Raw genomic sequence first — 25037 nt, 5'->3', positions numbered from 1 at the left:
CCAAAAGATGTAAAATTATATAAAATGTTAAAATATGGTATTTGTGTTGTGGGTTTGCCTTGAGTGACATTCACATGGGTCATTGCATACGCTGTGGGTAAATACACAAGTAAAGGGGCAGGTAGGATGGCACAACAAGGAAGTCCGCAGCTTGTTTCATTAGTTGATCCATATGTTTATCAAACATTGCAGAAAGTAATCGGTATGAGATTAATTGTTCAAACAGTGAAAGATACGGTGCGCGGAAAATTGAAGGAAGTCATGCCGGATCATATTGTCATTGAGGCGGGGGCAAAATCAGTTTTTTATGTGCGGATCCAGCAAATTGTATCGGTGATGCCTGATCACAGTGAAAGAGTGTAACAAGCAGACGCAAAGGTGTCTGCTTTTTTCATGCTTATAGAATGTATATCTGGAAAAAGTGCATGATATACCAATTGTTCTTTTTTTTACAAAAAATAAGGTTCTAAAACAAGAAGCAGTTGACAGAAGGTGGGTTGAATAGTAGTTTTTTAATAAGATCAATACGTAACAGGAGGAGCATCTTTGTTAAAATCTAAAGTTCATTTCTGGACATTCCAAATATTACTTGTTTTACTCATTGTTTATGTATCAACAAAGGTTTCGTTTTTATTTCAGCCGATTATTTTATTTGCTTCAACCTTGTTTGTTCCCATCTTGCTGGCGGGAATTCTCTTTTTCATCTTTAATCCAATTGTTCGATTTTTGTCCAAGAAAATTCCTAGGACACTGGCTATCCTGATCATTTATCTTTTGTTCATCGGACTCATCACGTTCATTGTGAATGCTGCGGGGCCGATTATTGTCACGCAGGTCGGTGGACTTGTCAAAAGCTTCCCTGGTTATGTGACGGATATGCAGAAATTTATGAATGACTTCTCGCATTCTAAAACGTTTACTTGGATGATGAACCAAGATTATGTCTCCGTCTCGAAGTTTGAACAGACAATTGTTTCGACATTAAAAGATTTGCCGGAAAATATTGCTTCAAGTATGTCTGCTGTATTTGGCGTGATTGCCAATATTGCTTTAGCTGTGATCACAGTTCCGTTCATTTTGTTTTATATGTTGAAAGACGGACATAAGTTTCCGGACAAGCTCGTTCAATTTTTGCCAATGCCTTATCGTAAAGAAGGATTGAAAATCTTTAAAGAATTAAACGATACGCTTGCGGCTTACATACAAGGGCAGATTGTTGTCTGTTTATTTGTTGGAGTGGCTTGTTTTATCGGGTACTTATTAATTGGTGTGAAATATGCGCTCATTCTTGGTATTATCATTGCGGTCACAAATGTGATTCCATACCTTGGGCCATATCTTGGCGCGGCACCAGCTGTGCTTATTGCGTTTCTTGATTCGCCTGGAAAAGCGGTGGTGACAGTCATTGTCATTCTTGTCGTTCAGCAAATTGATGGAAATGTCATTTCACCTTTGATTATTGGGAAACGCCTCAACACACATCCTTTGACCATTATCTTGTTATTAATTGGGGCAGGAAGCTTTGGCGGAATCCTTGGCATGATCTTTGCGGTTCCTGTTTATGCACTGCTCAAAGCCATCACCTTGAATATTGTCAGATTGGTGCAGCTGCGTCAGCGCTCTCGCAAGGAACAGCATTTAAACGTCTAGGACAGATGCACATCTTTTCCCTTCTTGCATAAGATGATTGAGATAAGCAGATAGGGGGAGATTCTGATGCCTGCAATCGTTGGACCTATTCATATCGAGTCGTTAGGAGGAAACGGTGCAGCTACTTTCGGTGATGTCCTGGCCATTGCTCCTTTGGCTGTAGACCACTCTTCTGGCGGTGCGGGAGCCTTTAATTCCGGTGATTATATGTCACTTACAAGTGATCCAAATGCCACGATGCTTTGGGACTTTACATTGTTTGGCCAGCCTCAATCATTTAATGCATAGAAAGACAGCTGATGATCACAGGTCAGCTGTCTTTTTTATTTTTCATACACGTATTTTTGAGCTGGGCATATGATATGGGTAGAAAAGGTGGTGGAAAGATGCCAGCGATTGTTGGACCTATTCATATTGACCGTGTGAGTGGAAATGGTTCTGCACATTTCGGTGATGTTTTTGCCATTTCGCCAAAAAGTGTCGATCACTCCGCCGGTGGTTCAGGTACCTATAATGCAGGAGACTTTGTCCAATTTTTTAGCAGTCCAAACGTTACGTTTATGTGGGATATAGACCTAATCAGCCAGCAAAAGAGCTTTAATGCGTAGCCAGCTTTGAAAGGGAATTCCTTTTCAGAAGCTGTCTTTTTTTATGGTACAATGGATATGGATGTAAGAAGAAAAAAGAGGTGTGAACTGAGTCAAATGAAAATTAGAAAAGCACACATCACAAGCGGACAGCCAAAGAACTACAATGTATATTTACATGAAAATAAAAAAGAATATAAAACGCTTGTAGCCGTACCTGACATTGAATGGAGTATTTCCATTGCGTATGAGGACGAAAAGAAGCAGCTCATCCATACGCTTGAACAATCATTAATGGAAAGAGTAGACACAGACGAAGCCCGTGACCTCGCACTCAAGATTGTGCACTGGGTCACAGAAATGTAAATTTAGAAACCAGGAGTGAAAACAGCGATGAAAGAAGAATCCGTAGACTTTTATTTGCAGCAAGGGATATTTGGACATGCTGAAACAAAACCCGATGAACGAAGGATGTTTCTTGGTTCATTAAGGGAACGAGCGCTTCTCGCCCTGACAAAGGGACAGGTATCAAGAAATAAACCGTATCAAGAGGTAGAACAAGTATTGAAGTCCAATCGACAGGCCTCACTTCTTTTAAATGGTGAACTGTCCTATGCTTCTTATTCTCAATATGTGAAAATGGCAAATGCCGCTGGATGTTCCTTTAAAGTGGTGAATCATCACGAAGCGCACTCTCCTTTTGGCCTTGTCATAGAGATGCCAATTGCGGTGAATCAGGAGCACATTTATATAGAGGATGAACTGTTTCAAAAAGCTTTTTCTCATGAATCTGTTGAATAGGTTTCCCTAGTGAAATGAATAAGATATAATGATTCAAAAGAGCATATGGGAGAGATGCGGATGGGCAAAGCGTTGATTTGTATTGATTATACAGTTGATTTTGTTGCAGACGATGGAAAACTGACATGCGGAAAGCCTGGACAGGCGATTGAGTCTAAGATCACAGAGATCACTTCTTCATTTATTGATGAAGGCCACTTTGTCGTCTTTGCTGTCGATCATCATGAAGAAGAGGACCCTTATCATCCAGAGACAAAGTTATTTCCGCCCCATAATATTCGCGGAACAGAGGGTATTGAACTTTATGGACAACTAAGTTCACTATTTCACACGTCAAAACATTTAAAACATGTCTACTATATGGAAAAAACAAGATACTCTGCTTTTGCAGGCACTCAATTAGAAATGAAACTGCGCGAGCGCGGCATCACGGAACTTCACTTAGCCGGCGTATGTACCGATATTTGTGTACTTCATACAGCTGTTGATGCGTACAATAAAGGCTTTGAGCTTGTGATTCACCAAAATGCTGTGGCGAGTTTTAATGAAGCGGGGCACGAGTGGGCACTTTCTCACTTTGAGCAGTCGCTTGGTGCGAAAGTGGTTAAGTAAGGGAAGGAGAATGGAAGTTGGAGCATCGGTTTAATGACGACAGTTTATCACTACATACAGATCTTTATCAAATTAACATGGCAGAAACGTATTGGAGAGACGGCATTCATGAGAAGAAGGCAGTCTTTGAACTCTTCTTTAGAAAGCTTCCATTTGACAATGGCTTCGCTGTATTTGCTGGCTTAGAGAAAGCGATTGAATATTTATCGGACTTTTCCTTCACTGAAAGCGATCTCGCGTATTTAAAAGATGAACTTGGTTATAAAAGCGATTTCATAGACTATTTAAGCGGATTGTCCTTTACAGGTACACTTCATTCAATGCGAGAAGGAGAAATTGTCTTTGCGAATGAACCGATTATGCGCATCGAGGCAACGCTTGTTGAAGCTCAGTTAATCGAAACGGCATTGCTCAATATCGTGAATTTCCAGACGCTGATTGCAACAAAAGCGGCTCGGATTAAAGGAATCATTGAAGATGAGACAGCATTAGAATTCGGAACAAGACGGGCACATGAAATGGATGCGGCGATGTGGGGAGCAAGAGCCGCACTCATCGGCGGCTTCCAGGCAACAAGTAATGTTCGTGCTGGGAAACGCTTTAACATCCCCGTATCAGGAACACATGCTCACGCACTTGTACAAGCATACCGTGATGAATATACAGCATTTAAAAAATATGCTGAAACACATACAGACTGCGTCTTTTTAGTCGATACGTATGATACTGTCAGATCAGGTATTCCGAATGCGATTAAGGTAGCGAAAGAATTTGGAGACAAAATCAACTTCATTGGTGTCAGACTTGATAGCGGAGACCTTGCATACTTGTCTAAAAAAGCTAGAACAATGCTGGATGAAGCAGGATTCCATGATGCAAAAGTCATTGCATCAAGCGATCTTGATGAACACACCATTATGAATTTAAAGGCACAGGGCGCCAAAATTGATGTGTGGGGTGTTGGGACAAAACTGATCACAGCATTCGATCAGCCAGCCCTCGGTGCAGTGTATAAACTGGTTTCCATTGAAGAAAACGGTAAAATGAATGATACCATCAAAATTTCATCCAACCCAGAGAAAGTGACAACACCAGGCCGTAAACGTGTGTACCGCATTATCAATCAATTGAATCATCATTCTGAAGGTGACTATATTGCGCTTGAAGAGGAAGATGTTCATAGTGAGGATAAACTAAAAATGTTCCATCCTGTGCATACATTTATTAGTAAATTCGTGACGAACTTTGTGGCGAAAGATCTTCACGTTCCGATTTTTGAACAAGGAAAACTTGTCTATGACAATCCAGATATTCAAACGATTCAAGCTTACGTGCAGGACAGTCTTGGACTCTTCTGGGAGGAATACAAACGAATCAGCAAACCAGAAGAATATCCAGTCGATTTGAGTCAAAAATGCTGGGATAATAAAATGCAGTTTATCCATGATGTGAAAAATAAAATCAAAAAAGAGCTATATGAAAGCGAATGATTTGAAGAAAGGGAGATCATCAAGCCAGATGGTCTCTTTTTTTTATTTTGACCGATTGAAAATGAACTAAAATCGCAATCATTTGGTATACTGAAAGCACATCTTGTTTGTCATGGCATAAAGGAGGATTGGAGCAGTTGAGGGTGTTTGTTGCGAGACAGCCTATTTTTAACAGAAAAGAACAAGTCGTATCATATGAGCTGCTTTATAGAGATAGTGAAACCAATACATATAGCGCTGAAGACGGTGATCAAGCGACAACGGACCTCATTATCAATAGTTTTCTAAATATCGGCATCGAAACACTGACAGAAGGAAAACGATGCTACATTAATTTCACCGAAAGCTTGCTTTCATCTGATCTGCTCACCTATTTTGATCCGCATCAGCTTGTGATCGAGATATTAGAAAATGTACCAATTACCCCGGCACTTATTATGAGATGTAAGCAGTTAAAAAAATGGGGATATACGATTGCACTCGATGATTTCTTCCTAAACGGAACACATTATAGTGACAAGCTGCTTGAGGAACTCCTCTACTGCATTGATATTTTAAAAATTGACTTTCTGAAAACGACAACGCAAGAACGAAGAGATATTCTGAATACGTATAAAAAGTATCGCCTTCGATTCCTAGCAGAAAAGGTAGAAACGAGAAGAGAATATGAAGAAGCGCTAAAAGCGGGCTTCCACTTGTTTCAAGGTTATTTCTTTAGTGAGCCGCATGTGATATCGGGACGAGCATTATCGACCAGCTTCCATGCGTACCATCAGCTTTTAAATGAGTTAAGCAAGGACCAGCCGAATATCCAAACCGTGACCCATTTTATTGAAAGTGACCTTTCGCTATCATATCAATTATTAAAAATGCTGAATTCAGGCGGCATGAGACGTCTATATCAAATTAAGAGTATCCGGCAGGCGATTATCCTGCTTGGGTTTAATGAAATTCGGCGCTGGATCTTTATCCTTTCATTTAAAGAACTGAATGTCCAAGCTAACTCAAGCCAAAAAGAAATTATCAAAATGTCATTCATTCGTGCCAAAACGTGTGAACTGATTGCCTCTCGGACTGAACGAAAGCACCCTGCCTCTTATATGCTGACAGGTATGTTTTCTCTCATTGATACACTTGTCAGGGCAGATATCACAGAACTTGTGAAGGAGCTGCCGCTTTCTGATGAAGTTGGCGAGGCACTGCTTGGCTATGAAAATGATTATTCTTTTGTGTTAGGTGTGGCCAAACGTATTGAACGAAATGAATGGGATGATGAGATGTTAGTTGGAAATCTCCCGAAACAGGAAGCCTATGGCTGTTATATTGAAGCCATTGAATGGTGCCATAAAATGTTTGAATCTTAAGAAAAGCCGCTCGCGTGAGAGCGGCTTTTCTTTGTCATGCCCACTGTAAAAGAAGGAAAAGTCTGCTGGAGGCAAGAGACAAGTAGATTCGAATGCCTTCTGGACTAAAGCGGATATCGATGCCGCTTTTCACACCGATTTGCTTCAGCATTCGGATGACACTTGTCGAATCAGAGCGTTCAGCAGCCTCCATGATGCGCTGCGCAAACGGAAGGGAGCTTGAAATTTGCTGTGTAATGAGTGAAGCATCAGCAACGAGACGGGCTGATTCTTTTGCGGCTCGTTGAAATGAGTGGGCATCAACTGGAGGAAAAGTCATTGGCGTGCGCGGCGGGTATGCGCGGCTCATTGCGGGAACCTGCAAAGCATGATAAGGAACATAGTAAAACACATGGTCACCTCTTCTCTCATTGACGTGAAATTGGACGGATATCTGTTCTAAATGTATGTAGAAAATCAGAATAAAGAATCAAAATGATCTTTCTATCTATGTAATTCCAGCATAAAAATAGGTACTTTTGCGGTCAATTTCGGTGAATGTCGCCAAAAAATTGCGGTGTCCACAATAGCGTCTGTCGTCTGACCTATGACACGCAAAACCGAAGATACAGAGGGGATCGTACGTTCTATTGGGAGAGAAGTGTGACGAATGATGCCTATTCCTGTCGCAAAAATGACGCAATTCCTTTGAAATTGAGATAAAAGTATGATTTGAAAAGTCAGAAAATGATGAAAAAAGACCTATTGAATTTTGCGGTATCACGCACACGTTTTGTGCATACTTTTCGGTGAAAAAATACTCAATTACATTTACACTGTTAGTAACAGATCAAATACTTATGACCCAATCACCATACACAAATACATTGATCTTCCAAAAAAGGAGAGTGGAATCGATGGAAAAGTATGAAATCGAAGAACTTAAACAATTATTATGGAAACTTGAAAACGAAATCAGAGAAACAACGGCTTCTCTTCATAACATTAACAAAAGCATTGATCAATACGACAAATATGAATATGTGAAAATTTCTTAAAGACTTGATAATCATCAAGTCTTTTTTTTATCCAAATACATACAAAAAAAGGATATATTATTATATAATTGTTAAATAGTGATGTCAGTGGACATTTGCTTATGTCTTTTTAGTAAAATAAAAGACGAAAGGGTGAGGTACAAGATCGAGTATGCTAAACTATCTAGAGAATACAAAAATCAAGCAGAATATGTCTGATTTTATTCAACATGCAGTCAGGCAGAATGATTTACAAAAGCTGCTTCTGAAATTTACAGATAGAAAAGAAGAATTTCCTCTTGGTCAATTGGCTTACCAGCATTATGAGGCATTTGGCGGACAAGACAAGCAAGCGATTTCAAAACTGGCAGCAGGGATTGAACTTCTCATTTTATCTGCCGATATATTAGATGATATTGAAGATCAGGACAATGATTCGTATCCTTGGATGAACGTCGACCAAGGAGTGGCCATCAATGCATCTACGTATTTGTATACGGTGAGTATCCAATTCATCACATCCATATGTGAAAATAATCCACAACTAATAGAGAAATTGTTCCATTTCATCAAAATGTCAATGGAAGGGCAGCACGAGGATTTGCGTCATTTGCATGGAACAGAAGAAGAGTGTGTAGAGGTTTTAAGGAAAAAATCAGGATCTTTAACAGCTCTTTCTAGCGTACTGGGTGTTTATTTAGCGACAGGAAAAATAAACGCCACTGTGGAATCTTATTCGATATATTATGGTGTTGCTGAACAGATCAGTAACGATTTTTTTGCGTTATTTTCAAAATCAAACGGAGATTTTCAAAAAAAACAAACGCTGGCATTCAGTTATTTACAAAGACGTTTTAACGATGCCAGTCAAGATCTTCTTTCCTTCTTTTCTAACCGGCTGGATGAGTCTGAGCAAAAGCCGTTTCAACTGAAGCAGAAGTTACTTGAAGCTGGTTTGACTCAGTACATGGTATCGATGAGAGAGATTATGCTGTTAAAAATGAAGCGAGGAATGGAACAACTTGATTTACCTGGGACGAAGAAGGAACAATTATGTGCATTTATGACAAAGGAGGGCAATGGTTGAACATTCAAAATGTTATTGCATATTTAGTGAAAAATCCTGGTGTTGTGAATGAATTGGAGTTAGGGAATGCAAATTTAATTCACACAGATGAGCAAACCATGAAAGTAATTATTCAAGGCATTAAAAAAGGGCAAATGTCTGCAGATTATATATGGTACTATAAATGATACTATTCATTTAAAAAATGATTTAAAAGTTCTCCAGTTAAGGATGTTTTATACATGAAGATAACTTATACGAAACTATCTGCTTTTTTGGTTTTTCTGTCTTTTTTATTTGTGATCTATGTTTCATATATTTATGTATTTGATATTTTTAATGGAGCACGTGTAGCGGAGAACAAGAACGGTCAAGCAGAAGTTGTCAAAGTTGAATATCTTTCTTTAGCCTACACATCAGGATTAGAAGAAGGAGATATTATACTTAAAATCAATGGGGAACCTGCTAACAACAAAGATCATTTGATCAATGGTGAGCTTAGGAATGTGCAAAGAATTGATATTCAAAGAGGCAACCAAATGATCACCCTAAAAAATAAGACATTGATTGGTCAAGAAAGTTTATTTGTCTATTTAATTCCTCTTATCCTGTATTCAATTTGTTTATTTTGTATCTTCTTTATCATTCGAATTAACAAAGAGGCCCAACGAAAATCAGCATTCCTTTTAATTTTATTTTTATTAACGATTTGTATCGGATATCTTAGTGCAGGTACTTCAGGTATTGGTGATAGATTTAGCCATTATGTCATCACATTTTGTTTATCAAGTGTATTTATCTTTTATATTCATTTCATTTATCAATATTTCAAAGAGTTTGACCTACATTTAACGACTCAAAAAACGATTCGCTTTTTATATAGTCTTCCTATAATTAATCTAGTAATAGAGTTAATTGTTCCAATTGATTCGGTGATAGCCAGATACATGCCAAGTTTAAATCTTTTATTCTTTTTCGCTTCTATTATCATGTCATTCAAAGTGATTATCAATGGAATGCGGAAATATAAAGAGACAGAGCAGGGGTCTGTTTTAAAGTTTTTTGTCATGATAAATATCATAGCATTTTGTCCATTTATCTTTTTATTTGCAATTCCATATGTTTTGTTTCGTATTTATGTCGTAGATCCCTTTTTCTTAACTTCTTTTGTCTTGCTCATTCCTTTTTCACTGGTGTATCAATTCATGACGAACAAACTTTACAATATGGATTTTTTGATTAGTAGACTGAAATACTATGGATTTCTTGCCATTACACCGACCATTTTTGTTGTTGTCACGTTTTATATTCTGCAAAAACCAGAAGATTTGAAGTACACACTGAAGCTCGCAATAATTACCTATACACTCATGCTGGCTGTTTTCTATTTCAAAGAAATTCTAGATTTCCGTTTTCGTCTGAAGCGTTTTTCAGAGAAGCATAATTACCAGGACAGCGTGTTTAAATTCACGCAGCTTATTCGTGAGGCATCATCACTTCATCAAGTGCTGTATCATTTGAAATACACCATTTTAGAAGTGCTTGTTGTGAATAAAGCCTTTGTGCTTGAGGTGAAGGCTGACGGACAAATTATTGAAATTGATGAATCAACAAATGATAGTAAGCTATGGAAAGAATACGTGGATCAATTTCAAGATATTTTAGGTGAAGTTGGTAAAATCATCGAGCTTGATAAAGGGTTTATGATGAAAATTGGCGAGCGGGGCGGTCACTCGTTTATGATTTGCTGCTTATCCAATATACAGACACCGAAATTGACGCGTGATGAGATTTCTTGGTTGAAAACATTGGCATTTTACACCAGTGTCAGTTTAGAAAATGTCGTCAAGATCGAAGAGTTGATGGAGCATCTTGACGATTTGAAACAGCGCGAGGCCAATCCTGCCTGGCTGAAGAAAATCATGTTTGCCATGGAAGAAAAGCAGCGCTCAGATTTAGCAAGGGATCTTCATGATTCCGTGCTGCAGGACTTGATATCACTAAAAAGACAGTCGGAGATGTTTTTAACGAATTTCCAAAACAATCAATGCCCGACATCTATTGAAAATTCGCTTATCTCATGGAACGATCAAATGTCTAAGGTGATTCAAACGACGAGAGAAACATGTCATGAGCTTCGGCCGCAGCTGCTGTATGATTTAGGTTTAGTAAAGGCGATATCCAAGCTGACTTCTCAAATTCAGGAGGAAGCACCGTTTCATATTAGGCTGAATACGACACGCTTTGATAAAGAATTGGACATTGATATTGATTCACAGCTGAATATTTACCGAATTGTTCAGGAGCTGTTATCCAATGCCCTGAAGCACTCTAAAGCCACTCAAGTGTTAGTGATGCTGATTTGTATTAAAGATCAGGTTGTTCTTCACTATGAGGATGATGGAGTCGGTTTTGATGCAAGTCATCTTGATCAGCACACAATGAGCATGGGGCTTTCGGGAATTAGAGAACGAGTCAAAGCATTAAATGGAAAGCTTCAAATTCACACAGCCCCTGAAAGAGGGCTCAAGGTGAAAATTGAAATGGAATTGTAACGATTTATTAAGGATTAAGACTTGGCATCAGCCAAGTCTTTTATATAAAATGGAAGTGAGTGATTTAAAGGGAGGAAGACATGAAGAAGATATTGGTCATTGATGATCATCCGGCTGTCATGGAAGGGACAAAAAGCATATTAGAATCAGACCAGCAGCTATCAGTCGATTGTTTAAGTCCTGATGCAGAAGCCGCCTTTTTAAAGACGCATGACTTTTCCATCTATGATGTGATTTTAATGGATTTAAATCTCGGGGATATCAATGGAATGGACATTGCGAAACAAATTTTAGAAACCAACCATCAAGTGAAAATTATCATTTATACAGGGTATGAAGTAGATGATTATTTTGAAGAGGCTATTCGGGCTGGATTACACGGTGCAATTAGCAAAACAGAGACGAAAGACAAAATTATTGAATACATACACCGGACATTGCAAGGGGAAGTTGTCATTCAGCTGTCCTATTTAAAGAAATTAATTTCACAGCAGCAAGAAAAGCCAGAACAGGCGCAGCAGACTGATCACGATCTCTTAACCGAACGGGAGTGTTTGATCCTTAGAGAAGTAGAAAAAGGATACACGAACCAAGAGATTGCCGATGTGCTTCATTTGAGCAAACGGTCAATTGAGTACAGTTTGACATCCATCTTTAATAAGCTGAATGTTGGATCTCGTACAGAAGCGGTGTTAATTGCCAAGTCTGAAAGTGTGCTGTAAACGTGTGAAGGGAGAGGGCCTTAATGGATGTGAGCGGATCAAATACACTGCTTGAGGCACTAGGCATTGAGATTGTAGAGTGCAATGTGTCACGATGCGTTGCAACGATGCCAGTCGATCACAGAACAAAACAGCCATTTGGGCTGCTGCACGGAGGAGCATCTGCTGCTCTAGCAGAAACAGTGGCGAGCATGGGGGCTGCGGCTCATTTAGACTTAACGCAGCAAGTTTGCTCAGGTATTGAAATCAATGCCAATCATTTAAAATCTGTACGCGATGGAGTTGTGACAGCGACAGCTGTTCCTGTACATGTAGGACGGCGTACAATGGTATTTCAAATCGATATAAAAGATGATCGAGACCGGCATATCTGTACGTCAAGATGCACACTTGCTGTCATTGATCGCATATAAAAAAGCTCCCGGTGCAGCGGAAGCTTTTTTTATATGAGGTTGAGCGAAAAAAAAGAATGGCCCAACATGGCAGGCCATTCTTTTTCGCTTTTTATAAATAAGAATCTTCTTTTCGCTTAATCACAAAGTTACGGAAACCGCCATAATCATCTTGGACACTGCGTTTGTCGAGCTTAACACCAGTATTGTAGGCGGCTCTTCCGATTAAGTGTGCGCCGACTGGTGCTGTCAGGAAGATGAATACGATGCCGAGAAGGATTTTTGCAGAAATAACGCCTGCAAGAAACCATTCGTGAAAAAACACACCTACTAAAATCAGAACAACGCCAAGGGTCGATGCTTTTGATGCAGCATGCATTCGTGTGTAAACATCCGGCAGGCGAAGGACACCAATGGCTGAAATCAAACAGAGGATAGCGCCTAGCAGGATAAAGAAAATCACGATGGCTTTAGCGATGACGATCATTTTCAATCACTTCCCCTTTCTCAAGGAATTTGGAAAAAGCGACAGTACCGATAAAGGCAAGGATGCCGAGCAGTAAAATAATCTCAAAGAATGCAGTGGTTTTCAGTAAAATTGAAACGATGGCTGTCATCCCAATTAAATTGATTCCTATCGCATCAAGCGCACTCACACGATCAGGAATAGAGGGACCTTTGATCACTCGTATCACAAAAAGCAAGGTAGACAGCGCAAGAATGCCAAGTGAAATTTGCAAAATGAGTTCCATTACTTACCGCTCACCTCCTGAATCGCTTTTTCAAATGAAACCCGGATATCATGAATGGCTTTTTCAGCATCTTCAATATCCATCGCATGAATGTATAAAATGGAACGATCATCGGAAATATCAATCACTAGTGTACCTGGTGTCAATGTAATCATATTGGACAGTATGGTGATTTCCCAATCTGTTTTCAAATCCGTGCGAAAGGCGAAAATACCGGGCTTAATCTTGAGCTTTGGAGATAATACAGTCTTTAATACACTTAAATTGGCAAGAAGCAGCTCGCGAATAAAAATGATGATAAGTTTGAAAATCGCATAAAGGGCATAGCCGTAAAAACGCTGCGGGAAAAATCGACGCAGCATAAAAATGGCGATCATCCCTAATGCAAAACCTGATACAAAGTCTGCGGCTCTGTATGTATCATTCATAAACATCCATGTAAAGGCGAGGAGAGCGTTTAGTAATATTTGAAAGGCCATGTTCATCTACTCCTTCAGCACAGCTTGAATATATTTTTCTGGTGTAGAGAGCATTTCCGCTGCTTGATTGATATAAGGGGCAATGAACTCTGTCCCTAACCCAATGGCAAGCGATAAGACGACAAGCAGTACGCCAGGGTACACCATTCCTTTAATTGACGGCTTTCTTCTTCGCATATCCTGTTCCTCACCCCAAAATGCGGACATGAAAATCTTCATAATAGAGTAGAGGACAAGGAGACTGGACAGTAAGACCAGGATAGAAAACGTCATGTGTCCAGCAGAAAATCCACCTTCCACAATTTTTAGTTTTCCAACAAAGCCACTCAGCGGCGGAATTCCTGCCAGCGATAAAGCCGAAATGAAAAACATCCATCCTAATAGAGGCTGGGATTGAATCAGTCCGCCCATTTTTTTTAGTTGATTTGTACCAGCATACACAAAGAGGGCACCTGCCAGCATAAATAAAGCACCTTTGATCACCATGTCGTGAATGAGATAATAAATGGCACCTTGGAGTGATGCAGGTGTGTTGGCTGCAAATCCAAACAAAATGACCCCAACAGCTGTGACAATGTTATAAATCACGATCTTCTGCACGTCAGAATAGGCGATCGAGCCTATCACACCGAATATCACTGTCAGTGCGGCAAGCCACGCCATGAGTGTATGGGTAAAGCCTATATCGTGTATAAAAATTAATGTAAAGACTCTGGCAATCGCATATAAGCCAACCTTTGTGAGCAAAGCCCCAAATAGAGCTGAAATCGCTGCTGGCGGCGCGTGATAAGATCCTGGCAGCCAGAAATAAAGCGGGAAGATCCCAGCTTTTAAGCCGAATACAATGAGGAACAGAATGGAAATAACAGTGATTAACCCTGTTTGCCCTGATTCAGCTATTTTCACACTTAAATCAGCCATATTGAGCGTACCCGTCACTGCATATAAACAGGCGACTCCGACAATAAATAATGCCGACGAGATGATATTAAACACAATATATTTGAGTGATTCACGAAGCTGAGGCTTTGATCCGCCTAATACAATGAGCATATAAGATGCCATCAGCAGTAATTCAAAGAATACAAATAGGTTGAAAATATCTCCCGTTAAAAAGGCTCCGCTCACGCCAGCTAATAAAAACTGTACGCCAGAATAATAGAAGAGCCGCTCTCTTTCTTTCCCAATCGTTTGAAAGGAGAAGAGGACTGTCACAAGCCCGACAACGGAAGCGGTCAGCACAAGGAGTGCAGCAAATTGATCGGCCACAAGGGCAATCCCAAATGGCGCTTTCCATCCGCCTAAATAAAGGGTTTGTATCCCATTTGTGAAAATCGTTTGAACCAAATATGCATTACATATAATGGCTGAAAGAGATGCTAAGACACTAAAGACTCTTGACAGCATGATGTTTTTATTCATAAAGATCAATAGTGTAGCAGCTAGTAATGGAATTAAAATAGGCAGGATCACGAGATTATTCATGCTGATCATTTCCTCTCATTTGATCCATGTCATCTGTTCGCAGCTCTTGGAAGGCACGGAAGGCCATGACAAGTAATAAGGATGTCACACCAAAAGCAATGACAATGGCTGTTAAAATTAATGCTTGTGGCAATGGATCCACATAGGATGTGAGCCCCTCTTTTAGAACTGGAGGTGCTCCCTTTTTTAAGCCGCCCATTGTTAAAAGAAGCAAGTGGACGCCGTGACTCAAAACAGCAGTACCGACGATGACCCGCAGAAGGCTCTTTGACAGCATCAAATAGGTCGCCGCCATAAAAATAATTCCGACGATAATAGACATTAGAAATTCCATTATTCCTTCTCTCCAATCATTTGAATAATGGTCATGGTGACACCGACAACAACCAAATACACACCGATATCAAACAGGACGGCTGTCGCCAGTTCTGTTTTCCCTAAAAACGGTAATTGGAAATAATCAAATGCATGGGATAGAAAAGGTGCACCGAATAGAAAGGATCCCATACCTGTCAGGATCGCAACGAGCAAACCGGCTCCAGTTACATATATAAAGTCAAATGGCAAAATGCGTCTTACTGTCTTCAGATCATAGGCTAAAAGAAGAAGAACGAAAGCCGCAGCACTCATCAGGCCGCCTATGAATCCGCCGCCAGGATTGTTATGTCCCGCAAGAAATAGGTGAAGGGAGAAAAGCAAGATGATGAATGCTGTTATTTTTGTTGTGACTTGCAAAAGCATATCATTCGTATCAACCTTTCTCATCGCCTCACACCTCTCTTCCGTTTTGCTTGTGTTTTTAATAACCCATAAATACCAAGTGCTGCAATGGCGAGCACGGTAATTTCAAAGAGGGTATCAAAGCCCCTGAAATCTACAAGAATGACATTGACAATATTGTCACCGCCAGCAAGTTTGTAGCTGTTCTCAATAAAGTAAGTTGAGATAGTGTCAATTGACTGCTGACTTGTGGAAGCAAAAGCTAGACAAGTGACAACAACCCCAACACCTAATGAAATGATGAAATTGGTCATTTTGAATCTTCTCGTTTTTTGCTTTAAGCTCAGCTTCGGCAAATGATAGAAGCAAAGCAAAAACAGTGCGACAGAAATAGTTTCAATAATCAGCTGCGTCAGCGCAAGGTCAGGTGCTCTGAAAATCACGAAGAATAATGACAGCGTGTAACCCATGACACCTAGAGCAATAATAGCTGTTAATCGTGAGCTTGCGAATACAGTTGCAATCGTCGCCGCCACCATTACAAGTGAAAGAATCACCTCATACGTGCCAATTGAGGCAGCCTGATCTGTTTGGAATGAAAAGGCCTGCTGATAAAACATCACGCCGCCAATGACGATAATCATGAACCCAAACACATAGACAAGATAGTCACGAAGAAAACCAGTCATATAACTGTTTGTCAGGCGGTATGAACCTTTTTCCAAACCGATAAGAGAGCGGTCGTATAAAGCGTTAAATGACCACTTTTCCTTAAAGATGTTGTACATTGGACGCCATTTTGAAAGCGTCAAGTAACCGATTGTGCCGAGTACAACAACACCTATTGTCATATAGAGCTCTGGCTGGAAGCCGTGCCATGCTTTAATTTTCACAGAAAAACGGCTTCCTGTTTCAATCGCTTCAGGAATGATCGCCGCAATTGCGGGTTCGATGACAGAATAGGCAAGGATATTAGGGAAAAAGAAGAAGGTGACCACAAGTGCAGCCAGAATGATTGGCGGAATGAGCATGCCGATCGGTGCTTCATGCGGTTTTTTCTCCAATTGGTCTATATTTAGACGGCCTCTAAAAGTTTTAAAGAGGAGCATCATACTATAAATGAACGTAAAGACGCTAGCGAGCCAAGCGAGTGTCGGGAAGATGGCACCCCATGTTGAAACGTCCGTAAAACTGATTTTAGAAATTCGTATCATACTTGTGAAAAATAGCTCTTTACTTAAGAAACCGTTAAATGGCGGTAATCCGGCCATTGAAAATGTACCGATTAACGTAATGGTGAAGGTAATCGGCATGATCGTCATTAATCCGCCTAATTTCCGAATGTCACGAGTTCCTGTTTCATGATCGATAATACCAGCTGCCATAAAGAGACTGCCTTTAAACGTAGCATGGTTAATGAGATGAAAAATAGCTGCAAGAACGGCTGCGCCAAAAAAGGCAGGATTGTTTTCATGAATTGCAGCTGCGCCGACGCCAAGCATGAGCATAATCATGCCGAGCTGACTCACTGTCGAATAGGCCAGAATGGCTTTCAAATCGTTTTGCCGGACGGCGTGGAATGATCCCCAGAATAATGTGACAAGTCCCACGATGGAAATGGTCCAGAACCATACCTCTGATATAGCAAAGATTGGACTGAAGCGGGCAACAAGATAAATACCGGCTTTCACCATCGTAGCAGAATGCAGATAACTGCTCACAGGGGTCGGTGCTTCCATTGCATCAGGCAGCCAGATATAGAATGGAAACTGCGCTGATTTCGTAAACGCACCTAGTAAGATTAGGATCATGGCAGGGATAAAGTAAGGTGATGCCATAATGAGCTGAAGCTGATTGACTGCTTCTCGAATACTGAATGAATCAGTAATCAGGTAAATGAGGATGAAGCCACCAAGCATAGCTAATCCGCCAAAAACAGTAATAAGCAGTGATTTCGTTGCTCCATACCTAGAGCGCTCCCGCTTATACCAATACCCAATTAAGAGGAAGGAAGAGATACTCGTTAACTCCCAAAACAAGTATAAAACCACCATGTTGTCAGAAAGAACGACACCCAGCATCGCGGTCATAAACATGAGCAAATACGTGTAGAAAGAGCCAAGCTGTTCTTTTTCCTTTGATAAGTAGAAAATACTGTACAGCACCACAAGTGAGCCGATACCTGTAATTAATAAAGCAAATAACAGGCTGAGACCATCGACATACACAGTGAAATTCATCCCTAAAGATGGAATCCATTCAGCCTGTGAGAAAAGCGTTCGTCCATTCGAAGTGATGTGTAACATTTGGATGAAATAGGTAAATAAAAGAATCGGCAAGATGAGAACAAACCATCCTGTATGTATACGTCTCACATATTTGTAAAGGAAAGGTACAACAAAAGCGAGTAAAAAAGGTGATAGGATGGCGAAGTGAATAAGCTGCAAAAAAATGAACCTCCTTTGATCAATATAAATTCACGTTCTAAAGAACTGGTAATTAAAATTATAGCGTAAATACAGCCATAGTGCATTGGTTTGAAACGATTTCAAGCAAACTGTATTTGTTTTAAGTTCTTTTGACCACAAAAATAATTTTATCAAAAATGATACTCATTGTATATTGTTTTGTTTTTCGTACATGCTTTTCTTAAAGGAGCTGATCAAATGAAACGAAAGATCGCCATCAGCTTAAGCCTATTCTGCACGATTTTAGGAGGAGCATTCTTGATTGACCGAAATGATCAAAAAAGGTGGCAGGCCGGGAGTGAATGGCCGCTGTTTTCTGAGCATCTTCTTCACATGAGCTATCAAGAAACCAAGCTGTATCCTTTTCAGCCAAGGGAATATATACGAATTGTATTAGCTGATGAATAAGATCCTATAGGAGAAAAGAAATATAAAAAAAGCATGGGCTCATGTGAATGCCCATGCTTTTTTGTGTGAATGTTTAACTAAACATTCTGAGTAAGATCGTTGCACAGATGACAGTTGCTGCTCCGCCAAGTCGTGTAGATACTTGGGCGAAAGGCATAAGACCCATTCTTCCAGAAGCTGAAAGAATTGCAACGTCACCAGTACCGCCAAGTCCGCTGTGACAGCCAGTGACAATAGCAGATTCTACTGGATACATGTTCATTAGTTTTCCAACGAAGTAACCAGAACCAACCATTGCGAGTACAACAGCGATACATACGCATACGAAAGGAATTGAGATGACAGTTGCTACATCATCAAGTGGAATGTATAGAATACCAAGACCAACCATTAGCGGCCATGTAAAGCTTCTAGATACAAACTTGTAGAACTGCTGTGAGCCGTTTTGAAGATGCTGAGGCATCACGTTTAAGTATTTGATTAAAGCAGCAAGAACAATCATTAAGATTGGACCAGGAATATGAACAAAGCTTTCTAACAAACCACCAAAGATGAAGGTTGTACAAGCAACGAGTACACCAGCACCCATTAAACCGAAATCAACTTTTGCATCCATATCTGGTTGCTCGAAAATTTCGTTTGCTTCTTTAGATTTCACAAGACGGCCATTCCCGTTCAGTTCAGGACGTTTCTCACCAAGCTTCTTCATTGCGCCAGCACAGATAATGGCAATGACGTTCCCAATGACAGCCGCAGGAATTAATTGAGAAATTAATGACTCTGCTGATACACCAAGAATTTGTGAATAAGCGATAGATAATGGCAAAATCCCTTCTCCAACACCACCGGCAATAATCGGTACAATAATAAAGAAGAATGAATGATGCGGTGTGTAACCAACTAAAAGGCCAACAAGGATACCAGCACTCACAGCTGCAATTGTACCTGCAACTAGAGGGACAAACATACGAATAAGGCCTTGTACTAAAACAGTCCGCTGCATCCCAAGAATACTACCTACTACAAGAGCAGAAATATAGAAGTAAAGGAAGTTCGACGTTTTCATAAGAGACGTAACCGCTTCCAATGAGTTCGGATTCAGAACATTAAAAAAGACCAGGAACGATGGTACGAATAAAGAAAGAATCGCCGGTCCACCAATATCTTTTAAGATTGGAATACGTTGTCCTACATCTCCAAGGAAAATCCCCAAAATCATAATAACAGCGAAACCACCAAGCATATTTGCTGGAATTTTATTAAAATAAGCGGCAGTTAAAATAATCGCTGCAAGTACTAAATACACAGGTAGATCAATAACACCAATTTTCCAAGACATGATCTTACGGAAAACGCTTTTATTATTGTCAGAATCGTCTGTAATCGATTTCAATTGTTGTGCATTAGCCACATAAACACCCCCAAATGCTATTTGTCTCAATTGTAGAAGATTCTGTGACACTCATCTATTTATTAAACTAAAATAAGTGTAATAAAAGTAAAATAAACAGGAGTTTTTGAGTTTTTTATCATACAAAAATCCCCTGAAGGTAGTTTGTCCTTCAGGGGATTGATCATACATCGTATTTATCGTTTTCCTTTTAAATAAGGTGTACCAAGTGCTTTTGGTGCATCAGCACGTCCGATGAAGCCAGTAAGTGCTAAGATGGTGAGCACATATGGTGCTATAAGCATATATACATTCGGTATATCTTGGAACAGCGGCAGGAGAGAACCAATGATGCTTAAGCTTTGAGCAAATCCAAAGAATAAAGCAGCTCCCATTGCGCCAAATGGATGCCATTTACCGAATACAAGCGCAGCTAGTGCGATGAAGCCTTGTCCAGTAATGGTGGCATGGGAGAAATCAAGGGCGATCGTTGAGGCATAAACAGCTCCGCCAAGACCGCCAAACAGTCCACTAATGAAGACAGCGATATAACGCATTCGGTACACTTTGATTCCCATTGTATCTGCTGCCATTGGATGCTCTCCGACTGCACGAAGACGAAGACCAAATGGCATTTTAAATAAAACAAACCATGCAACAACCGCAAGGGCTAAAGCAAGTATGGACGTATAATAAACATCTTTAAAGAAAATATCACCAATGATCGGAATGTCACTTAAAAGGGGAATATCTCCTTTATAGAAAGGCTCTGTAATTTTATCAGTTTGTGCTTTTCCGTAAATCAGTTTTACGACAAATAATGTAGCGCCAAGAGCTAGCATGTTAATGGCCACACCACTGACCGTTTGATCAGCTCGGAAGGTAATGGTCGCAACTGCATGAATCAGTGAGAACAATCCGCCAACGGCCATTCCGACGAGAAGCCCAATCCACGGGGTCAAGGCTCCAAACGTATCAGCAAAAAATAAGTTAAAGATAATACTGGAAAATGCTCCGACGACCATCAAACCTTCAAGACCGATATTGACAACACCTGATCTTTCTGAAAAGACGCCTCCAAGAGCGGTTAAAATAAGTGGTGCAGCATAAACAAGTGTAGCTGGGACGATGATTTCAAGTATTTGCAGAAATCCCACTTATTTTCCCCCCTTTTTCTTCATTTGTTGAATCACAAGACGAATAATATAGCTTGAGGCGACGAAAAGAATGATGATCGCAATGACAATATCAACAACCTCAGTCGGTACGCCTGATTCAAGCGGCATATTTAATGCACCGACCTTCAATCCACCAAGCAATAATGCAGCAAGGACAACACCAACAGCCGTATTTCCACCTAATAAAGCGACGGCAATTCCATCAAAACCTACGCCTGTAAACGAGCCTTTAATAGAGGCATATTCAAATGTACCAAGGCCTTCCATAGCGCCTGCAAGACCTGCAAAAGCACCTGAAATGAGCATCGCATAAATGATATTGCGGCGAACGTTCATGCCAGCATACTGTGATGCCTGCTGATTCATTCCAACAGCCCGTAACTCAAACCCTTTAGAAGTTTTTTGAATAATGACCCACATCACGACGGCCGCAATAATGGCAACAAAAATACCGTTATGCATCCGGGAGAAATCAGTGATCTGCTCAAAAAATCCAGAGCGAAGAGATGCAGTGGCATCGATTTTATCTGTTTTATCTTTATTATCTGTTAAGACATTTGAGATTAAATAGTTTGTGACATGAAGGGCAATGTAGTTCATCATAATGGTGACGATGACCTCATGCACATAAAAACGAGCTTTTAAAAATCCAGGAATAAAGCCCCATAAAGCACCTGCAGCAGCTGCGGTAATGAGTGCAAGAGGCAGATGAATATACATAGGTGCATGGACAGTTGTTCCAATCCATACAGCAGCTACCCAGCCAACAAGCATTTGACCTTCGACACCGATATTAAACAGGCCTGTCCGAAATGCAAAGGCAACAGCAAGACCTGATAAAATATAAGGTGTCACTTGCCTGATGGTTTCTCCCATATAATAGGTTTCACCGAAAACGCCATTCCAAAGGGCGCCATAGCCTTCGATGACACTATAACCGCTTGCCAGCATAATAATGGCCCCAACCAAAAGACCAAGTACAATGGCTATAAGCGGAATCAGCAGATTTGTTAAGCGATTAGACATTTGCTTCTTTCCCCACTTCCTGTTGCGTACTTCCAGCCATTAATAGGCCAAGCTCTTGCTCTGTTGTTTCTTTTGGATCAACAATGGCCACAATGCTGCCTTCGAAAATGACAGCGATCTTATCACTGACATTGATAATTTCATCAAGCTCAAAGGAGATGAGCAAAACGGCTTTGCCAGAGTCTCTTTGCTCAATGAGACGTTTATGAACAAATTCAATCGCACCAACATCAAGTCCTCGTGTTGGCTGAGCGGCAATTAATAAATCAGGATTGCGGTCAACTTCACGGCCGATAATAGCTTTTTGCTGGTTACCGCCTGATAGGGCGCGCGCTTCTGTATATTCACTCGGTGTTCTAACGTCATATTCCGCAATGATTCGTTTTGCCTTTTGATAAATATTCTTCATATTCAATAAGCCGAATTTTGAATAAGGACGCTGATAATACGTTTGTAAGGAAATGTTTTCTCCAATTGAAAAATCGAGTACAAGTCCATGTTTATGACGATCCTGAGGAATATGCCCAATCCCAGATTCGGTCACTTTACGAGGCGGGAGATTTTGAATGGCTTTCCCGTTTAGCATGATCGTGCCAGATTCTGATTTTTTTAGCCCTGTAATGGCTTCAATTAATTCAGACTGGCCATTGCCGTCTACCCCAGCAATTCCAACAATTTCGCCAGCCTTCACTGAGAGGTTCAATTGTTTGACCGCTTCAATTCCTCTGGCGTCTTTTACTGTGAGGTCTTGAATTTGAAGAACTTCCTCAGCAGGAGAAGCAGCTTTTTTGTCTGTTTTAAATGACACTTCACGGCCAACCATGAGGCTTGCAAGTTCGTCTTTATTTGTGCTTTCCACATCAAGTGTACGAATGCCTTGGCCTTTTCGGATAATGGTCACGCGATGACAGGCATCCATAATTTCTTTCAGCTTATGGGTGATTAAAATAATGGATTTGCCTTCATTGATTAAGTTTTTCATGATTTGTATGAGTTCTTTGATTTCTTGAGGTGTTAAAACGGCCGTTGGTTCGTCGAAGATCAAAATGTCAGCGCCGCGGTAAAGTGTTTTTAAGATTTCTGCACGCTGCTGCATACCGACAGAGATGTCAGATACTTTTGCGGCAGGATCTATTTTCAAACCATAGCGGTCAGAAAGCTCCTGTACTTGCTGTATGGCTTGTTCTTTGTCAATCTTTCCAAACTTCTTTGGCTCTTTACCTAAAATGATGTTTTCAGCGACAGTAAAGGTATCGACAAGCATAAAGTGCTGATGCACCATTCCGATGCCTAAATCACTAGCATCGTTTGGACTAGAGATGGTCACAGGTTTTCCGTGTACCTTGATTTCACCTTTTTCAGGCTGGTACAGTCCGAAAAGCACGTTCATGAGCGTTGATTTTCCAGCGCCGTTTTCACCAAGCAGCGCATGAATTTCGCCCTTTTTTAGCTGCAGCGTAATGTTGTCGTTTGCTACAATGCCAGGGAATTCTTTGCGTATATTCAACATTTCAATGACATAATCCACAGGTTTAACCGCTCCTTTTTTAGGGTGCTGATGAAGATAAAAACTAGCAAAAGAAAAGCTGCAAAACGAGGCTGCAGCTTTTCTTTTACCACCTTTTACGAATAAAGAGGAGGTAAAGGAGAGGCAAGGGGATAAGGCGCGCTTATCCCGATGCTCAAATTAAGCTTTAAAATCTTTTAATTCATCACGTGTTGCAGGGATTTTGATTTCGCCCTTGATGATTTTTTGTTTCCATTCTTCCACTTTCTTTAATACATCTTTATCAAGGTTTTCCTTAGATGGAGAGATGTCAAGAGCGCCTTCTTTCAGACCGTATGTGATCACTTCGCCGCCAGGGAACTTACCATCTTTTGCTTTCGTTGTTAAGTCTTGTACCGCTGTGTCTACTTTCTTAACCATAGAAGTAAGAGTGACACTTTGTTTTGTTCCAGGTACTTTTCCTTCGTCATACTGGTCTTTATCTACACCGATGACCCAAACTTTACGGTTAGGATCTGCTTTTTTCAGGTTTTTCGCTTCTGTGAAGACACCAGTTCCAGTGCCGCCAGCTGCATGATAGATGATGTCGACGCCAGATTTGTACATGCTTTCAGCTGTTGCTTTACCGATGTCAGCCTTATCGAATGCACCAGCATATTTCACTTCAACTTTTGCTTTTGGGTTCGCTGCTTCAACACCTGCGCGGAAACCGACTTCGAATTTTCTGACTAATTCAGAATCAACGCCGCCGACAAAACCAATTTTGTTTGATTTTGTAGAAAGAGCAGCCGCAACACCCACAAGGAATGATCCTTCGTTTTCGTTAAACACGATGCTGGCTACGTTGTCTTTCTTCACGACTGCATCAACGATAGCAAAGTGGTTTTTCTTACGTTGATCCGCAATTTCAGATATAGCATCTTCCATTAAGAAACCAATTCCGTAAATCAGGTCGAATTTCTCACGAGCAAGTGTGTTTAAGTTTGTTGTATAGTCAGCATCTGATTTAGATTGTAAGTAATCAAAGCCGTTTTTACCTTTTTTTAGATTGTTGTCTTTCCCAAATGCTTGTAAACCTTCCCAAGCTGATTGGTTAAACGATTTGTCATCGACACCACCGACATCAGTTACCATTGCAACAGTGAATTGATCTTTATCTTTTTTGCTTTCACCGCTGTTTGAGCCAGAGTTGCCGCATGCTCCAAGGATGGTTCCTGCTGCTACGACTAAGGACAATGCTAGTCCAATTTTGCGCTTCTTCAAAACATAACCCCCTATAAAATTTAAAAGTTTCAGAAAAGTCTCGCGAAAAAAGACCGATCTATCTTCTTCTCACCCTAAAGAGGGTATTTTATCCTGCTTTCTCATG

Annotated in this window: 29 protein-coding genes; 16 read left to right on the top strand and 13 right to left on the bottom strand. The window is 40.4% G+C overall.

Features of this window, described 5'->3' with window-relative positions; genetic code table 11:
* The first annotated feature begins 126 nt into the window (after positions 1–126).
* From ACP69X_RS00635 to ACP69X_RS00595, 9 genes are all read left to right on the top strand, one after another.
* Positions 127–363 (top strand): YuzF family protein, encoded by a 237-nt coding sequence (locus tag ACP69X_RS00635; RefSeq protein ID WP_024423334.1) that lies wholly within the window; start codon positions 127–129, stop codon positions 361–363.
* Between the two features lie 183 nt (positions 364–546).
* Positions 547–1650 carry an AI-2E family transporter gene (locus ACP69X_RS00630; protein ID WP_041088455.1) on the top strand — a complete coding sequence of 368 codons (1104 nt, stop codon included), beginning with the start codon at positions 547–549 and terminating at the stop codon, positions 1648–1650.
* A 66-nt stretch (positions 1651–1716) separates the two neighbouring features.
* Entirely contained in the window at positions 1717–1938 is a 222-nt protein-coding gene (locus ACP69X_RS00625; protein WP_041088457.1) for a spore germination protein, read from the top strand.
* Between the two features lie 98 nt (positions 1939–2036).
* The gene (locus ACP69X_RS00620; RefSeq protein ID WP_041088663.1) at positions 2037–2258 is read left to right on the top strand and encodes a spore germination protein; all 222 of its coding nucleotides are present in this window, start codon (positions 2037–2039) and stop codon (positions 2256–2258) included.
* Between the two features lie 96 nt (positions 2259–2354).
* Positions 2355–2603, top strand: coding sequence for a YueH family protein (locus ACP69X_RS00615; protein ID WP_041088665.1), 249 nt, complete (start codon positions 2355–2357; stop codon positions 2601–2603).
* A gap of 27 nt (positions 2604–2630) precedes the next feature.
* Entirely contained in the window at positions 2631–3038 is a 408-nt protein-coding gene (locus ACP69X_RS00610) for a YueI family protein (protein ID WP_041088459.1), read from the top strand.
* A gap of 60 nt (positions 3039–3098) precedes the next feature.
* Positions 3099–3650, top strand: coding sequence for a cysteine hydrolase family protein (locus tag ACP69X_RS00605; RefSeq protein WP_024425949.1), 552 nt, complete (start codon positions 3099–3101; stop codon positions 3648–3650).
* Between the two features lie 17 nt (positions 3651–3667).
* Entirely contained in the window at positions 3668–5140 is a 1473-nt protein-coding gene (locus tag ACP69X_RS00600; protein ID WP_024423327.1) for a nicotinate phosphoribosyltransferase, read from the top strand.
* 137 nt (positions 5141–5277) lie between these two features.
* Positions 5278–6504: an EAL and HDOD domain-containing protein gene (locus ACP69X_RS00595; RefSeq protein ID WP_041088461.1), complete on the top strand. Its 1227-nt coding sequence runs from the start codon at positions 5278–5280 to the stop codon at positions 6502–6504.
* A 34-nt stretch (positions 6505–6538) separates the two neighbouring features.
* Here ACP69X_RS00595 and ACP69X_RS00590 read toward each other — a convergent pair whose 3' ends face one another.
* Entirely contained in the window at positions 6539–6895 is a 357-nt protein-coding gene (locus tag ACP69X_RS00590) for a hypothetical protein (RefSeq protein WP_041088463.1), read from the bottom strand.
* 505 nt (positions 6896–7400) lie between these two features.
* On the opposite strand from ACP69X_RS00590, the gene degQ reads away from it, so the two are divergent.
* From degQ to ACP69X_RS00560, 6 genes are all read left to right on the top strand, one after another.
* Positions 7401–7541, top strand: coding sequence for a degradation enzyme regulation protein DegQ (gene degQ, locus ACP69X_RS00585; protein WP_003213123.1), 141 nt, complete (start codon positions 7401–7403; stop codon positions 7539–7541).
* Positions 7542–7692: 151 nt separating this feature from the next.
* Positions 7693–8607, top strand: coding sequence for a polyprenyl synthetase family protein (locus ACP69X_RS00580; RefSeq protein WP_041088465.1), 915 nt, complete (start codon positions 7693–7695; stop codon positions 8605–8607).
* Positions 8604–8774, top strand: a complete 171-nt coding sequence (gene comX / locus ACP69X_RS00575; protein WP_073979080.1) for a competence pheromone ComX — start codon at positions 8604–8606, stop codon at positions 8772–8774. The genes ACP69X_RS00580 and comX overlap by 4 nt, the downstream gene beginning before the upstream one ends.
* 54 nt (positions 8775–8828) lie before the next feature.
* On the top strand, positions 8829–11141 hold the full coding sequence (locus ACP69X_RS00570; protein ID WP_041088467.1) for an ATP-binding protein: 2313 nt from the start codon (positions 8829–8831) through the stop codon (positions 11139–11141).
* Positions 11142–11221: 80 nt separating this feature from the next.
* A complete protein-coding gene (locus ACP69X_RS00565; protein WP_024423322.1) occupies positions 11222–11863 on the top strand; it encodes a response regulator transcription factor in 642 nt (213 codons plus the stop codon).
* Between the two features lie 23 nt (positions 11864–11886).
* Positions 11887–12276: a hotdog fold thioesterase gene (locus ACP69X_RS00560; protein WP_041088470.1), complete on the top strand. Its 390-nt coding sequence runs from the start codon at positions 11887–11889 to the stop codon at positions 12274–12276.
* A 91-nt stretch (positions 12277–12367) separates the two neighbouring features.
* Here ACP69X_RS00560 and mnhG read toward each other — a convergent pair whose 3' ends face one another.
* From mnhG to ACP69X_RS00525, 7 genes are read right to left on the bottom strand one after another with little or no spacing between them, the layout of a single operon-like run.
* Complete coding sequence (mnhG, locus tag ACP69X_RS00555) at positions 12368–12742, bottom strand: monovalent cation/H(+) antiporter subunit G (protein WP_024423320.1); 375 nt, start codon at positions 12740–12742, stop codon at positions 12368–12370.
* Positions 12726–13007, bottom strand: coding sequence for a Na(+)/H(+) antiporter subunit F1 (locus ACP69X_RS00550; protein ID WP_039181117.1), 282 nt, complete (start codon positions 13005–13007; stop codon positions 12726–12728). Before ACP69X_RS00550 ends, mnhG begins: the two co-directional genes overlap by 17 nt.
* Positions 13007–13486: a Na+/H+ antiporter subunit E gene (locus ACP69X_RS00545; protein WP_024423318.1), complete on the bottom strand. Its 480-nt coding sequence runs from the start codon at positions 13484–13486 to the stop codon at positions 13007–13009. Before ACP69X_RS00545 ends, ACP69X_RS00550 begins: the two co-directional genes overlap by 1 nt.
* Positions 13487–13492: 6 nt before the next feature.
* Positions 13493–14971: a Na+/H+ antiporter subunit D gene (locus ACP69X_RS00540; protein ID WP_073979081.1), complete on the bottom strand. Its 1479-nt coding sequence runs from the start codon at positions 14969–14971 to the stop codon at positions 13493–13495.
* Positions 14964–15305, bottom strand: coding sequence for a Na(+)/H(+) antiporter subunit C (locus ACP69X_RS00535; RefSeq protein WP_024423316.1), 342 nt, complete (start codon positions 15303–15305; stop codon positions 14964–14966). Before ACP69X_RS00535 ends, ACP69X_RS00540 begins: the two co-directional genes overlap by 8 nt.
* Complete coding sequence (locus ACP69X_RS00530; RefSeq protein WP_041088475.1) at positions 15305–15736, bottom strand: Na(+)/H(+) antiporter subunit B; 432 nt, start codon at positions 15734–15736, stop codon at positions 15305–15307. Before ACP69X_RS00530 ends, ACP69X_RS00535 begins: the two co-directional genes overlap by 1 nt.
* A complete protein-coding gene (locus ACP69X_RS00525; protein ID WP_305960657.1) occupies positions 15733–18138 on the bottom strand; it encodes a Na+/H+ antiporter subunit A in 2406 nt (801 codons plus the stop codon). Before ACP69X_RS00525 ends, ACP69X_RS00530 begins: the two co-directional genes overlap by 4 nt.
* A gap of 219 nt (positions 18139–18357) precedes the next feature.
* Here ACP69X_RS00525 and ACP69X_RS00520 point away from each other — a divergent pair, with 219 nt between their 5' ends.
* Entirely contained in the window at positions 18358–18567 is a 210-nt protein-coding gene (locus ACP69X_RS00520) for a hypothetical protein (RefSeq protein ID WP_041088479.1), read from the top strand.
* Between the two features lie 73 nt (positions 18568–18640).
* On the opposite strand, the gene ACP69X_RS00515 is transcribed toward ACP69X_RS00520, so the two are convergent.
* The 5 genes from ACP69X_RS00515 to ACP69X_RS00495 form a co-directional block, all read right to left on the bottom strand.
* Positions 18641–19978, bottom strand: coding sequence for a 2-hydroxycarboxylate transporter family protein (locus ACP69X_RS00515; RefSeq protein WP_047203307.1), 1338 nt, complete (start codon positions 19976–19978; stop codon positions 18641–18643).
* Between the two features lie 176 nt (positions 19979–20154).
* On the bottom strand, positions 20155–21114 hold the full coding sequence (locus ACP69X_RS00510) for an ABC transporter permease (RefSeq protein ID WP_041088483.1): 960 nt from the start codon (positions 21112–21114) through the stop codon (positions 20155–20157).
* The gene (locus tag ACP69X_RS00505) at positions 21115–22161 is read right to left on the bottom strand and encodes an ABC transporter permease (protein ID WP_039181102.1); all 1047 of its coding nucleotides are present in this window, start codon (positions 22159–22161) and stop codon (positions 21115–21117) included.
* Entirely contained in the window at positions 22154–23689 is a 1536-nt protein-coding gene (locus tag ACP69X_RS00500; protein WP_039181099.1) for an ABC transporter ATP-binding protein, read from the bottom strand. The genes ACP69X_RS00505 and ACP69X_RS00500 overlap by 8 nt, the downstream gene beginning before the upstream one ends.
* 159 nt (positions 23690–23848) lie before the next feature.
* Positions 23849–24931: a BMP family lipoprotein gene (locus ACP69X_RS00495; RefSeq protein WP_041088485.1), complete on the bottom strand. Its 1083-nt coding sequence runs from the start codon at positions 24929–24931 to the stop codon at positions 23849–23851.
* Between the last annotated feature and the right edge of the window lie 106 nt (positions 24932–25037).

This window comes from Bacillus sp. DC4300-2b2, from assembly GCF_049895685.1.
GTDB classification, from domain to species: domain Bacteria; phylum Bacillota; class Bacilli; order Bacillales; family Bacillaceae; genus Bacillus; species Bacillus safensis.
Note: the sequence above shows the minus strand (reverse complement) of the source record. Positions and strands in the feature narration are given on the sequence as shown.

Excerpts from the sequence above, each read along its gene's own strand:
- ACP69X_RS00530 (WP_041088475.1), bottom strand. The coding sequence starts at position 15,736 with ATGAGAAAGGTTGATACGAATGATATGCTTTTGCAAGTCACAACAAAA.
- ACP69X_RS00505 (WP_039181102.1), bottom strand. The coding sequence starts at position 22,161 with ATGTCTAATCGCTTAACAAATCTGCTGATTCCGCTTATAGCCATTGTA.
- ACP69X_RS00635 (WP_024423334.1), top strand. The coding sequence starts at position 127 with ATGGCACAACAAGGAAGTCCGCAGCTTGTTTCATTAGTTGATCCATAT.
- ACP69X_RS00520 (WP_041088479.1), top strand. The coding sequence starts at position 18,358 with ATGAAACGAAAGATCGCCATCAGCTTAAGCCTATTCTGCACGATTTTA.
- ACP69X_RS00565 (WP_024423322.1), top strand. The coding sequence starts at position 11,222 with ATGAAGAAGATATTGGTCATTGATGATCATCCGGCTGTCATGGAAGGG.
- ACP69X_RS00570 (WP_041088467.1), top strand. The coding sequence starts at position 8,829 with ATGAAGATAACTTATACGAAACTATCTGCTTTTTTGGTTTTTCTGTCT.
- ACP69X_RS00550 (WP_039181117.1), bottom strand. The coding sequence starts at position 13,007 with ATGGAACTCATTTTGCAAATTTCACTTGGCATTCTTGCGCTGTCTACC.
- ACP69X_RS00625 (WP_041088457.1), top strand. The coding sequence starts at position 1,717 with ATGCCTGCAATCGTTGGACCTATTCATATCGAGTCGTTAGGAGGAAAC.
- mnhG (WP_024423320.1), bottom strand. The coding sequence starts at position 12,742 with ATGATCGTCATCGCTAAAGCCATCGTGATTTTCTTTATCCTGCTAGGC.
- ACP69X_RS00545 (WP_024423318.1), bottom strand. The coding sequence starts at position 13,486 with ATGGCCTTTCAAATATTACTAAACGCTCTCCTCGCCTTTACATGGATG.
- ACP69X_RS00620 (WP_041088663.1), top strand. The coding sequence starts at position 2,037 with ATGCCAGCGATTGTTGGACCTATTCATATTGACCGTGTGAGTGGAAAT.
- degQ (WP_003213123.1), top strand. The coding sequence starts at position 7,401 with ATGGAAAAGTATGAAATCGAAGAACTTAAACAATTATTATGGAAACTT.
- ACP69X_RS00535 (WP_024423316.1), bottom strand. The coding sequence starts at position 15,305 with ATGGAATTTCTAATGTCTATTATCGTCGGAATTATTTTTATGGCGGCG.
- ACP69X_RS00610 (WP_041088459.1), top strand. The coding sequence starts at position 2,631 with ATGAAAGAAGAATCCGTAGACTTTTATTTGCAGCAAGGGATATTTGGA.
- ACP69X_RS00580 (WP_041088465.1), top strand. The coding sequence starts at position 7,693 with ATGCTAAACTATCTAGAGAATACAAAAATCAAGCAGAATATGTCTGAT.
- ACP69X_RS00560 (WP_041088470.1), top strand. The coding sequence starts at position 11,887 with ATGGATGTGAGCGGATCAAATACACTGCTTGAGGCACTAGGCATTGAG.
- ACP69X_RS00615 (WP_041088665.1), top strand. The coding sequence starts at position 2,355 with ATGAAAATTAGAAAAGCACACATCACAAGCGGACAGCCAAAGAACTAC.
- ACP69X_RS00540 (WP_073979081.1), bottom strand. The coding sequence starts at position 14,971 with ATGAATAATCTCGTGATCCTGCCTATTTTAATTCCATTACTAGCTGCT.
- ACP69X_RS00605 (WP_024425949.1), top strand. The coding sequence starts at position 3,099 with ATGGGCAAAGCGTTGATTTGTATTGATTATACAGTTGATTTTGTTGCA.